Source organism: Marinomonas communis, assembly GCF_004363305.1.
In the GTDB taxonomy this organism is placed as follows: domain Bacteria; phylum Pseudomonadota; class Gammaproteobacteria; order Pseudomonadales; family Marinomonadaceae; genus Marinomonas; species Marinomonas communis.
The window spans coordinates 46,062-58,366 of sequence record NZ_SNZA01000003.1; the positions used below are offsets into that span (position 1 = coordinate 46,062).

General features: G+C 43.8%; 13 protein-coding genes. 9 read left to right on the forward strand and 4 right to left on the reverse strand.

The annotated features are described in order from the left end of the window. Positions 1-46: 46 nt before the first annotated feature. Complete coding sequence (locus C8D85_RS09265; protein ID WP_133561971.1) at positions 47-904, reverse strand: helix-turn-helix domain-containing protein; 858 nt, start codon at positions 902-904, stop codon at positions 47-49. Between the two features lie 257 nt (positions 905-1,161). Here C8D85_RS09265 and pobA point away from each other — a divergent pair, with 257 nt between their 5' ends. The 9 genes from pobA to C8D85_RS09310 all read left to right on the forward strand — a co-directional run bounded on the left by pobA (position 1,162) and on the right by C8D85_RS09310 (position 10,928). After that, entirely contained in the window at positions 1,162-2,364 is a 1,203-nt protein-coding gene (pobA, locus tag C8D85_RS09270) for a 4-hydroxybenzoate 3-monooxygenase (RefSeq protein WP_133561973.1), read from the forward strand. Between the two features lie 255 nt (positions 2,365-2,619). Beyond that, positions 2,620-3,648, forward strand: coding sequence for a TRAP transporter substrate-binding protein (locus tag C8D85_RS09275; RefSeq protein ID WP_133561975.1), 1,029 nt, complete (start codon positions 2,620-2,622; stop codon positions 3,646-3,648). 98 nt (positions 3,649-3,746) lie between these two features. Then, a complete protein-coding gene (locus tag C8D85_RS09280; RefSeq protein ID WP_133561977.1) occupies positions 3,747-4,256 on the forward strand; it encodes a TRAP transporter small permease in 510 nt (169 codons plus the stop codon). Further along, positions 4,253-5,539 (forward strand): TRAP transporter large permease, encoded by a 1,287-nt coding sequence (locus tag C8D85_RS09285; protein WP_133561980.1) that lies wholly within the window; start codon positions 4,253-4,255, stop codon positions 5,537-5,539. The genes C8D85_RS09280 and C8D85_RS09285 overlap by 4 nt, the downstream gene beginning before the upstream one ends. 1,642 nt (positions 5,540-7,181) lie before the next feature. Continuing rightward, positions 7,182-8,582, forward strand: a complete 1,401-nt coding sequence (locus tag C8D85_RS09290; RefSeq protein WP_211342171.1) for an AAA family ATPase — start codon at positions 7,182-7,184, stop codon at positions 8,580-8,582. Beyond that, on the forward strand, positions 8,582-9,163 hold the full coding sequence (locus C8D85_RS09295; RefSeq protein WP_133561982.1) for an HNH endonuclease signature motif containing protein: 582 nt from the start codon (positions 8,582-8,584) through the stop codon (positions 9,161-9,163). Before C8D85_RS09290 ends, C8D85_RS09295 begins: the two co-directional genes overlap by 1 nt. Positions 9,164-9,318: 155 nt before the next feature. Next, entirely contained in the window at positions 9,319-10,335 is a 1,017-nt protein-coding gene (locus tag C8D85_RS09300; protein WP_133561984.1) for a hypothetical protein, read from the forward strand. Next, positions 10,332-10,553, forward strand: coding sequence for a hypothetical protein (locus C8D85_RS09305; RefSeq protein WP_133561986.1), 222 nt, complete (start codon positions 10,332-10,334; stop codon positions 10,551-10,553). Before C8D85_RS09300 ends, C8D85_RS09305 begins: the two co-directional genes overlap by 4 nt. Before the next feature lie 159 nt (positions 10,554-10,712). After that, positions 10,713-10,928: a DUF6500 family protein gene (locus tag C8D85_RS09310; protein WP_133561987.1), complete on the forward strand. Its 216-nt coding sequence runs from the start codon at positions 10,713-10,715 to the stop codon at positions 10,926-10,928. Between the two features lie 177 nt (positions 10,929-11,105). Here C8D85_RS09310 and secB read toward each other — a convergent pair whose 3' ends face one another. From secB to C8D85_RS09325, 3 genes are read right to left on the reverse strand one after another with little or no spacing between them, the layout of a single operon-like run. Beyond that, positions 11,106-11,567 carry a protein-export chaperone SecB gene (secB, locus tag C8D85_RS09315; RefSeq protein WP_133561989.1) on the reverse strand — a complete coding sequence of 154 codons (462 nt, stop codon included), beginning with the start codon at positions 11,565-11,567 and terminating at the stop codon, positions 11,106-11,108. 17 nt (positions 11,568-11,584) lie between these two features. Then, positions 11,585-11,842, reverse strand: a complete 258-nt coding sequence (gene grxC / locus C8D85_RS09320; RefSeq protein ID WP_133561991.1) for a glutaredoxin 3 — start codon at positions 11,840-11,842, stop codon at positions 11,585-11,587. A gap of 14 nt (positions 11,843-11,856) precedes the next feature. Further along, positions 11,857-12,273, reverse strand: coding sequence for a rhodanese-like domain-containing protein (locus tag C8D85_RS09325; RefSeq protein WP_133561993.1), 417 nt, complete (start codon positions 12,271-12,273; stop codon positions 11,857-11,859). Positions 12,274-12,305 lie beyond the last annotated feature (32 nt).

Here is a 12,305-nt window from a genome sequence, read left to right on the forward strand (position 1 = left end):
TCAGTAGATAGTTGAGAATAATTCATCTATTAGGCGGTGGTAGGCGTTAAGCATCTAAGCTGCGTCGGTACTGAGCAGGGGTAAGCTGTTCAGCACGTTTAAAGAAACGGGAGAAATAGCCCGGGTCTTTAAACCCTAAATCGTAAGCGATTTCTTCAACCGACTTTTGCGTGTAAATCAGGTTACGTTTGGCTTCTCTGAGTAAGTGCTCGTGCGTTAGTTGCAACACGCTTTTGCCATAGGCTTTTTGCACTAATCGACTTAAGGTTTTTTCAGAAACATTTAACGCCAACGCATAATCAGATAGCTTCCAGTGTTCCTTTAGATGTTGGCTAACCAGCAGTTTTAAGCGTTGTAACACCATATCATCGGGTGTTTGATAGCTGTTGCGGACACCTGAGTGATGGCGCTCGATATAGACGAGGATCGCTTTCAGTAAATGCTCAATTAAGCTGTTTTTAAGAGGTTTCACCTGATGGAATTCATGCTCCAGTAAAGTGAGTAGCTGCCATAAGTGCTGAAATTCTTCCGGCTCTGAATTTAATTGGATGCAATCGGGCGTTTGAATAAACGCTGCATTCAGATAATCCCTTTCCAATAACGAATCGGCAATGGATAACACTCGACCGTCTGTATTAGGGGCAAAGCGAAAGCTGTGCACCGTACCCGGGGGAATGAGTATCGCCCAACACCCTTCAAGAAAGCGCTTCTCGGAATCCATTTGTAACTGCACTGAGCCACTATTGAGCAACAATATTTGCGTCAGCTGTGTGTGTTGATGGGCTTTAATGTGCCAACCAAGACCGCTACTGCGTGCGGCGATGTCTTCGATGTGAACAAAGTCTGGATTATCTAACCAACGGCCTTCACCGTACAAAGCAAACTGAGGTATAGAATCATTCATGGCGATTTTTGTATTTTTTTCTGAAAAATGAATGTCGATCTAAAAAACAAATATAGCGTATAAAATGTAATAAGTAGCCGTGATTGTCTATAAATTTTAGTTTTTTTGTTAAGAAATTGCCGATTCATGGAGATGCTCTTATTGTCTTAAAAGTACAATTTTAAGTCCAAAAAGTTCCTGATCTTTTGTTCTGTCTTTGACCATTATTAAGTCATATCAGCAATCACAACGAACAAAAATAAGACAGGTATACGATCATGAAAACACAAGTGGCAATCATCGGTGCTGGACCATCTGGTTTATTACTAGGACAACTACTGGCAAAACAAGGCATCGATAACATCATTATTGAACGAGTCAGTGGCGAATACGTATTAGGGCGCATTCGTGCGGGTGTCTTGGAGCAAGGCATGGTGGACCTGCTGCGTGAAGCAGGTGTGTCGGAACGTATGGACGCCGAAGGTGAAGTGCATACCGGTGTCGAGCTGGCGTTTAACAATAAGCGAGTTCGCATCGCGTTAGATGAACTCACCGGCGGCGATACCGTAATGGTATATGGCCAAACAGAAGTCACTCGTGATCTGATGGCGGCACGTGAAGCGGCAGGCTTGACCACAGTATACGAAGCCTCTGATGTCGAGCTACACGATGTGAAGACCGAGTCACCGTATGTCACCTTTAACAAAAATGGCGAGAGTATTCGCTTAGAGTGTGACTACATCGCGGGCTGTGATGGTTTCCACGGCGTCTCTCGTAAAACTATTCCTGATGAAGTGAAAACCGAGCATGAGCGCGTTTACCCATTTGGTTGGTTAGGGCTGCTGTCCGATACCAAGCCTGCTCATGACGAATTGATCTATTGTAAAACGGACCGCGGTTTTGCCCTTGCCAGCATGCGCTCGCCAACCCGTTCTCGTTATTACATCCAAGTGCCTTTGACAGACAAAGTGGAAAACTGGAGCGATGAAGCGTTCTGGGAAGAGTTAAAACGTCGTTTGCCAGCGGACGTAGCCGCTACGATGGAAACCGGCCCTAGTATTGAAAAAAGCATTGCCCCTTTGCGCTCGTTTGTCTGTGAACCAATGCAGTATGGGCACCTGTTCTTAGTCGGTGATGCGGCACATATCGTACCGCCTACCGGTGCCAAAGGCTTGAACTTAGCAGCATCCGATGTGGCAACGTTATATAAGATTTTGACTCGTGTTTACCAAGACGGTGACAAAGAGTGCATCACCCAGTATTCACAAGTGTGCCTGCGTCGTGTCTGGCATGGTGAACGCTTCTCTTGGTGGATGACCAATATGATGCATGACTTTGGTCAGGTTGAAGTCAATGGCACGGATTCCCAAACCTTCTCCCGCTTTATGGAATCTGAACTAAACTTCTACACGGAAAATGAGTCAGGTCGAAGAGTGATTGCCCAGCAATACGTAGGGTTGCCTTACGAAGAGATTAAGTAACGCATCGTTTCCTAGACTGAACAAAAAGGCCCTTTCTTTAAAAGAAATGGCCTTTGTTTTTTGAAAAGAACTTTTAAAACAGACACTTAATATTCACTTTTTTGTTGAGTTATGCAGAGATCGATGGTCTGTATCCTTTTTTTTCAATGACTGAGTAGATTAATTAATTATCATTAGTAGACCCTGATTGATAAGTTTGTTTCTCTCATGATGAAAACGATAAAACAGTAATAACAAATAACTTGGAGCGTCATTATGAAAACAATAATAAAACAGACTGCCGTGGCAGCCATTGCAACCACCGCATTAATGCAAGCAAACGTTCAAGCAGCGGACTACACGTTGCGTTTTGCACACTTCTTCCCAGCCGTAGCTGGGCAGCAAAAAGACATTTTTGATAAGTGGGCAGAAGCGATTGAAACGCAATCTAATGGTCGAATTGAAGTGGAAATGTACCCCTCTTCAACATTGGCTAAGCCACCTGCATTGTACGATGCGGCCAAAAACCGTATCGCGGATGTAGTAGTAACGGTACAAGGTTACACCGCTAACCGCTTCCCACTGACTCAAGTGGTTGAACTTCCAGGTATTGTGAACAGTGCCGCACAAGGTTCGTGTATCCTACAAAGCATCTATGACGAAGGTTTCCTAGACAAAGAGTACCGTGAGACGAAACCTCTATTCCTATTTACTCACGGACCAGGTGGTATCCACACCACTGAAAAAGAAATTAACTCTCCAGAAGATTTAGAAGGGCTACGTATTCGTCGTCCAACAGCTGTAGTGGCTAAGATCCTTGAAGGTCTAGGTGCGCAGCCAGTTGGTATGCCAGCGCCAGATGCTTATCAGTCTACACAGCGTGGCGTAATCGATGGTGTGTCACTTCCTTGGGAAGGCCAATACACGTTCCGTCTAAACGAACTGACACCGCATCATACCGAAGTAGGTGGTTTGTACACCTTGTCGTTTGTCGCGACCATGAACAAATCTTTCTACAACAAACTTCCAGCAGACTTGAAGAAAGTCATCGATGACAATAGTGGTATGGACTGGGCGAAAATCGCTGCCGCATCGTTTGACCGTTTGGACGCTGAAGGTCGTAAGCAAGCCCTTGAAATGGGTCACAAAATTAACGTGATCGAAGGTGGCGCTGAAAACCCACGTTGGAAACCTGTTCTGTATCAAGCAACGGAAGATTACTTGAACGAATTGGAAAAGAAACGTCTACCAGCACACAAAGTCTATGCCCGTGCAGTAGAACTTAGCCAATCAACATGTCAGTAAGCTGATATGCTGACAAGGTGACGTCAACGGCGTCACCTGCTTTCAATGGCCTAGTATCATTGAAGTACCCTAGGCTGTTGCTTTGATCGGAGTTAATTATGAAATCACTTTCTCGTGTATTAGGTAGAATTACCCTATTAATGCACTGGATTGGTGGCGTCTTCTTGATTGGTATGATGTTTTCTACCTTGCTAGACGTTATCACGCGAGGGTTATTTTCCCTCACGGATGGAGCCTTAGATTGGACCTTTATCGGTGGCGTAGAGCTGGTGAAATACTGCCTACTGTTCACAGTCCTATTCATTTTACCGCACTCAGTGAGCCGCTCTCAGGTGATTGTTGACCTGTTCACGGATCATTTTAGTGATCGCAAAAAGAACTTATTTGAAGCCTTCTACCTGCTTTGTTTCGCTTTTCTTGGCGGTGCGATGAGCTACAGCTTTTTCCATCTTATAGATGAAGCTGCGATGAGCTATGAAACCACGCAAGACTTACTCATTCCGATGACGTATTTCTATTCCGTAGCAACCTTTGCCACAGCAATGTTATGTATTTCTGCTGCCATGGGTGCCATTGAACTTATTTTCAATAGGAAGCAATCAGCATGAGTACCACCGCAATCGGCTTAACTTGCATCGCCATCATGTTGGTGATGATCGCCTTTCGTGCCCCGATCGCCCTAAGCATGGCGGCCATGGGCTTTATCGGCTTTGGCTCCATCGTCGCATTCGATCCTGCGATTTCGATCTTGGGCACAGGGCCATTTGAAACCTTATCAAATTACAGCTTTAGTCCTGTTCCAATGTTTATCTTGATGGGGGTATTTGCTTCCAAAGCAGGTATGTCTCAAGAACTATTTACCGGCGCTCGGACATTGTTCGGCAGTTGGCGTGGCGGCATGGGTCTTGCGGCCGTGACCTCATGTGGCATTTTCTCGGCTATCTCAGGCTCATCGATGGCGACAGCGGCGAGTATGTCCCGCGTAGCGTTACCTGAGATGGAGAAAAATGGTTACGCGCCGACCTTAGCAACAGGCACCTTAGCGGCAGGTGGTACATTGGGGATCATGATCCCGCCTTCCATTGCCTTACTACTTTATGCACTGATTACCGAGCAATCGGTCGGTGATATGTTTATTGCGGGCGTTATCCCAGGTCTACTTGGGTTGGTACTCTACGGGGTAACGGTCGCAGTTTTAGTTATTGTTTACCCTAATATTGCGCAACCAGGGGAAGCGACAACACTCAAGCAAAAACTCGTTGGTTTGAAAGGCCTAGTGCCGTTCACAGGCGTGTTCTTATTCATTATCGGTGGTATCTACTCTGGCTGGTTTACGCCAACGGAAGCGGCAGCTGTGGGAGCAGCGGCGACATGGTTGATCGCCACTGTACGTGGCATGAACTTCGAGAAATTTCTAGAAGCCATCCAAGAAACCTTAGTGATGTCAGCCATGATCTTTTTTATGATCATCGGTGCGGAAATCTTTGGCTACTTCCTATCGGTTTCTCGTATTTCCTTCACTCTAGTTGAGTGGGTAGATGCCCTACAGCTAACGCCATACATGGTGCTGTTCTGCATCCTGATACTGTTTGTATTGCTTGGCTGTGTCATGGACAGTATTGCCATGCTACTGCTTACCGTGCCAGTGGTATATCCATTGGTAGAAGCAGCAGGCTTCGACCCAATTTGGTTTGGTATCATTGCCGTGATTACCGTAGAACTGGGCTTGATAACCCCACCAGTGGGTATGAACGTATTCGTGATCAAATCCGTGGCACCGCATATTTCCATCGGTGCAATGTACAAAGGGGTATTACCTTTCGTGGTATCGGACTTGGTTCGCTTGGCGCTGATTATCGCCTTCCCAGTATTAGCGGTGGGACTGCTATAGCAAAGGTCAATAAAGTATCGAATGACAAAAGCGCTGTGGTGAAAGCCCCAGCGCTTTTTGCTTTTAAGACGCTCTGTTGAAATCAGAACTGCTTAAAAAGTTTTCAACAGAGAGGGAAAATCAGAGAACGTGCAGTGAACTGTGAATAACTAGCGGGCTTTTCAACAGCTCTATCCTCTAACAGCTACTTATTCATAAACTGCTGCAAAAACAGCAAACCGATCATCCCCATACAAGCGAGATAAATCACCATCCAACGCACCTTTAAACAATAGGGGCAAGGTTTACGCTTCTTCTTCGACATACGTTTCCTACTCAGACCGACCACGTCTCAACATTCATCATCCCAACGATGTTAACAACTCGCACCACCCGATACCATCTGTACGACCCGATTGCATCGGGGAGAGATCCTGCATCCCCGGCTCTGTAGGACTGCGCTGCGCGCGGGAACAGCCTAGCATCCTCTGCAGCAATAAGCTTCGCCTGGTTGCTGCAAGCTGAACGTATAAAGGAATGCTCCCTTTGTACGACCCGATTGCATCGGGGAGAGATCTCGCAACCTAGGAAACAATCATCAGTAACTCAAGCCCTTGTAGGACTGCGCTGCGCGCGGGAACAACCTAGCAACCTAGGCAGCAACCAGAATCAACCCCAGATCTTGTGGGTAAAAAGAGCTTCCATGCAATTCAATAAAAATTAAAAAGTGCGCGAATCAAACGCATGGAAGCTCTATCAAGCTGAACGTTTAAAGGAGCGGTTCATTTGTACGACCCGATTGCATCGGGGAGAGATCTCGCAACCTAGGCTGCAACCAGAATCAACCCCAGCCCTTTTGGGTAAAAGGAGCTTCCATGCAATTCAATTCGCTTGCGCATTGTCTCGTACCTCGACGCGTCAGCGCGAATCAAACGCATGGAAGCTTTATCAGGCTGAATGTTAAAAGGTGTAGTTCATTTGTACGACCCGATTGCATCGGGGAGAGAGCTCGCAACCTAGGTAGCAATCAAAAGACCCCCAGCCCCTGTAGGACTGCGCTTCGCGCGGGAACAGCCTAGCATCCTCTGCAGCAATAAGCTTCGCCTGGTTGCTGCAAGCTGAACGTATAAAGGAATGCTCCCTTTGTACGACCCGATTGCATCGGGGAGAGATCTCGCAACCTAGGAAACAATCATCAGTAACTCAAGCCCTTGTAGGACTGCGCTGCGCGCGGGAACAACCTAGCAACCTAGGCAGCAACCAGAATCAACCCCAGATCTTGTGGGTAAAAAGAGCTTCCATGCAATTCAATTCGCTTGCGCATTGTCTTCGTGCCTCGACGCGTCAGCGCGAATCAAACGCATGGAAGCTTTATCAGGCTGAATGTTAAAAGGTGTAGTTCATTTGTACGACCCGATTGCATCGGGGAGAGATCTCGCAACCTAGGTGGCAACCAGAGTAAACCCCAGCCCTTTTTGGGTAAAAAGAGCTTCCATGCAATTCAATAAAATTAAAAAGTGTGCGAATCAAACATATGGAAGCTCTATCAAGCTGAACGTTTAAAGGAATGCGGCCCTTGTACGACCCGATTGCATCGGGGAGAGATCCAGCATCCTAGGTAACAATCATTATTACACCCGAAGTCATTGGAAACATCTCAGTAATGGCTTACTCTTTAACAACTGCTGTCACGGATGACGAAAAGCCTCACTTTCTATCCTTCCTTGATAATGCACGGTTATTCGACAAAGCGAGTACGCACGGTTTATTCTATAAACACGCATGCGTACTATTAAAATGTTATGCTGCATGGATGAGGAATCGCATGTATATCAAGAAAATATGTTTAAGCGAATGGCAACAATTTCAAGAAGTTGATATCGAATTTCATGATCGAGTAACGATATTGACTGGCGGTAATGGTAGTGGAAAAACAACCATTCTAAATATTTTAGCTAAGCACTGTGGCTGGAATAGCGTTTCATTAGCTACACCTAGGACAGAATCTAGCACAGGAATAGTTAAATATTTCTTTCGCTTTTTTTCCGGTAAAGATATAGGGAGTAATAACTCTATTGGAGGAATTACATACTCTAACAATGTTAATTCCCCTTTAGTAGCGAACAACGGTAATTCAGCGCAATATCATGTCCAGATTCAGAAACTACAAAATATTCATTCTTTTTATATACCTTCGCATAGACCTATTTTTAAATACCAACAAGTAGGAAGTATTCCAACCACTAAGAAAAATAAGCAAAGTGCCTTTCAAGAAGTTTCTCAAAATAATATACAAAGATATCAGGGGAATGGAGGGCAATCTAGTAGCTTTTTCATGAAAAACACCCTGATAGGCTGGGTAATTCAAGGCTATGGCGTTCATAACGCTAACAAGGCGATCATGCCTTCAGATGACGAACAAATACAAAATTTTGAAGGATTTCAAAAGGTTTTAAGAAAAATACTACCTTCAAGTATCGGGTTTGAAGAAATCGAAATCCGAAACATGGAGGTGGTTTTTGTTTGTAACGGAGGTAATGATGAGTTTGTATTGGAAACAGCTTCTGGTGGTATTAGCGCCTTAATAGATATAGCTTGGCAAATCTACATGTTTTCAACTAAAGAAAAGTCTGACTTCACAGTGATTATTGATGAAATTGAAAACCATTTACATCCGATAATGCAAAGAAAAGTTTTGCCTGATCTAGTAAATGCTTTTCCGAATGCGAGATTTATTGTATCAACTCATAGCCCGTTAGTTGTTGGTTCTGTTAAAGACTCCGCAGTATATGCTTTAAAGCATAATTCGGCTGGTAAAGTTGATTCACATCGACTTGATTTACATCATCAAGCTAAGAATGCAATTGAAGTGCTTGATGAAATTTTAGGCGTGTCTTTCACAATGCCTATATGGGTGGAAGATAAACTAAATTCGATTAATAAAAAATATGAGTCTAGTTCTGCTGATCCACGGGTATTTACATTGATGCGTCAAGATTTGGCTGAGATCGGCCTTGAAAAGTTACTCCCTCAAGCTATTGAAAAATTCATGGAGGGAAAATAGTGATTAGGTTATTTCGCCCAAATTGCCCAAACCCAGCAGCCCTTGCAGCTCAAAACTACAAGCATCCTGATAATAAGGCTGCGTTAAAAGGCGCAAGCAATGATAAATGTATGTATTGTGAGTGCAAAATTTCTCATATCGACTTTGCTCATGTGGAGCACATCAAACCAAAAGCCGAAGATAAATATCCTGAACTAATGTTTGTTTGGGAAAACCTTGGCTATGCATGTCCAAAATGTAACAACTCAAAATCAGATAAATATCATGAAGATACTCCCTATATAAACCCATATGATGAAGACCCTGAGCAGCATCTCGTAGCTTATGGAACCTACTTATTCTCAAAGAACGGGAGTGAACGAGGAGATTTGACAATAAATGACCTGAAGCTGAACAGGCCTGACCTTCTGGAAAAGAGACAGGTTAAAATTGAAGAGCTCAAACGCACTATTGATGCTTGTTTTAGAACATCTTCGCAAGCTTTACGTAAAGCAGCACTAGACGAGCTTCAAAAAGAAGCTGAGGTAGATAAAGAGCTGTCATTGTTCGTTAAATCATATATGTTGCTAAATGCAGCATAACAAACGCATAAGCTCGGATTCGTACTACTGCGGCGTTTTTTGCTATTCTGCTTCGCAGGCAAAAGTCTTTTCAGCAGTACTCACCGGTTATGCGGGCGTTAGCTGCTGCTTCGTAGCTTTGTGGTTAAATAGAATATACTAAAGGACATATAAGATTGGAAAATGTATCAAACAACCAGATTATTATCTTAGCAGGGGTGATTTCTATTTGGTTGTTTAGCTTAGTCTTTGAAAAATATAGGTATTTTTATAGAAAGCTTTTCAGAAAAGCTCTTTATGAAAACACAGTAGTCAGAACAATAAGAAACAGGTTTTTACAAGTATTCTTGCCAGGTTTGACAGGTGCATACTTCATTACATTAGATGTATGGGGAGAGCAATGGGATATAATAAAAAACAATACAGATAAGCATGAAGTAGCATTCTCAATCTTAATTGTTGTTTCATTGCTAGCTTTACTAGTCCGAGGAATTGCGGATTGGTATGAAGACCAATCTGGGGATGCTTACAAAAAATTTCTTGAAGGCTTTGCACTGCTTACCACAAGAGTGGTACAAAAAAAGTTAGATAGATTTAAAGACGAATCTGGGAAGTTAAAGCCAAATGGAAATACTTTCAAACAGATTACTCAACCTAAAGAGCAAATAAACTTAATTTTAGGCGAAATTGAGTCGCTTTTACTAAACAATTTTTCCCTTAAACGTAATCAAATTTGCATAACAATAATGCACAATGACCCCCAAAGTGACACTTGGTATTATGAATACGAGACTAATCGAAGTTGGAAGCATACAAAAGCGATCAAACTGATCGAAGGGAAGTCTGCTGCTGCAGAGTGTCTTTCGATTGGAGAGCCTGTTTTCCATGCATGTAAAAGGCAAGCCCACAAAAAGGGAAAATACTACTTGTCCGAAAGGGATAATCGTACCGGAGATGGCAGTGTTTTTTGCTATCCTGCTTTCACTATTAACAGTGACTACAGAGATAACTACATCATTTCAATTGTGACTTATGGTCGTAGGCTATGTGACCCTTTGGATGAACAACAATCCGAAGCTATATCAGAAATTTTTTCGGATATTTGTCGAAGAATAGATTTAGAACTTACATTAAACTCAATTAAGAAGTGGCAGTATGAGTTTCACACAAACAAATCTAGGAGTGTGGCATGAATCAAGTCATAAGCTTTTTTGTAAAAGTATTTAGTAGCGATATAAGTGATAGAGAATTGCAGCTGAAGAATGACCGTGAATATGTAATTCAATTTGCAACTTCTATCAAGAAAGCTCGCAAGGACATACATGTACGAGATTATTCAGTTAGTCGCGATGAGCAGTTAACAAGCAAATCCAGTGGACTAGCTAAAGCTAGCCGTAGGTTTGGGCATTAGCAACCAATAAACATGCCATACACAATCGAAGAGCCTAAGCACGGATATGCGTTCTAGGCTGCTAGCAGAGCATCAAGTGTCTCTTACAAGGAAAAACAGGAATGGACTCTTTTGTGCTTGCCAACCCAACGGAAACCTCTGATTCACTAAAAAAACACCATGACCCCAATCTTAAAATCCAAAATCATTGAAGTCTGTGACAAGAAAATCGCCACCAAAGGCGAGGGCGTTGGTATTTCGTTCTATGCATTCTTCAAAAATAAAAACGACGATCCTGAGTTGCTGATGGAAGCCGCGGAGTGGTGGATTAGAACGCACCAGTTGGATCATTTTGAGAAGGCGGTGAAGATTAAGGCGTTGGCGCATTTGAGCTGAGAGCGGTTCCCGCGCGCAGCGCGGTCGTACAAGGGACGCGGTAACATCGATGCATCAAGACAGATAGACCACTTCCCCGAGCAGAGTCGGGTCGTACAGCCTCCAACAAACACCCACAAAAAAATCCGATTGAGTCGCCTCAATCGGATTTTTTATTAAACCTTAAAACAGTAGCGATTACTGAGCAGTTTCAGTCGCTTGCTGTTGTTGCTGTAGGTTTTCTAGGTACAGTGCGTCGAAGTTGATCGGTGCAAGCATCACTGGGTTGAAGCTGCCTTTAGCGATCACAGAGTCGATTGCTTCACGAGCGTATGGGAACAATGTGCCTGGGCAGAATGCACCCAGTGCGTGGTGAAGTTGACGCTCTTCAAAACCAGCGATGGTGAATAGGCCACCTTGCTGAACTTGAACTAGGTAAGCTGGCTCGTCGTTGTTTTTAACGTTAACAGTGATGTCTAGAACCACTTCGTACAGGTTCTCACCAACTTGACGGCTTTTAGTGTTTAGCTCAAGGCCTACTTCTGGCTTCCACTCTTCTTGGAAGATAAGAGGAGAACGTGGCGATTCGAAAGACACGTCTTTTAGGAAGATACGTTGAATTTGTAGTTGTGGTTGAGCTTGGTTGTTTTCTTCAGCCATGATAGTTCCTTGGTGTTTTAGTTAGAGGCAAGCAAAGCGTCAAGCTCGCCTGCACTTTCGAGCGCAAATAGGTCGTCGCAACCACCTACATGACGTTCTCCAATCCAAATTTGTGGCACGGTGTGGCGGCCACTTTTTACTGTCATTTCCTGACGAGCAGCGTGATCGCCATCGACACAAATCTCATTGAAGTCCGCTTGTTTGTGTTGCAATAACTGCTTTGCGCGAAAGCAAAATGGGCAGTAATTACTTGAATATATTGTGATATTCGCCATAGCGGACCTCATGATTATTTTTTAACGAGTGGTAGACCAGCGTTTTGCCATTCTGTGATGCCGCCTTGCAGCTTGTACACATCGTAGCCTGATTTGATCAGTTCTTTTGCACTTGAACCCGCTGTCATACCAGTTTTGCAAACTAAGATAATGGGGGACGATTTGTGTTTTTCTAGGGTGCTAGCAGAATCTTTTAACTTCGCAGAAGGGATGTTGATAGATCCTGTTAGGTGACCAGTGCGGAATTCATTCGCTGGGCGAATGTCCACAACCACTGCGTCTTTGTCGTTGATCAAGTTCGTTGCTGCTGCGCTGGTCAGGCCACGTGCGCCGCCGCGAGTTTCAACGAAGATCAGTGTGGCAGCAATGGCAACAAATACTGCGACCATTTCCCAATGGTTAATAGAAAATTCAATTAGTTGATTCATCATTTGTATTTAAGCCTATAAAAAAACTGCGAAGC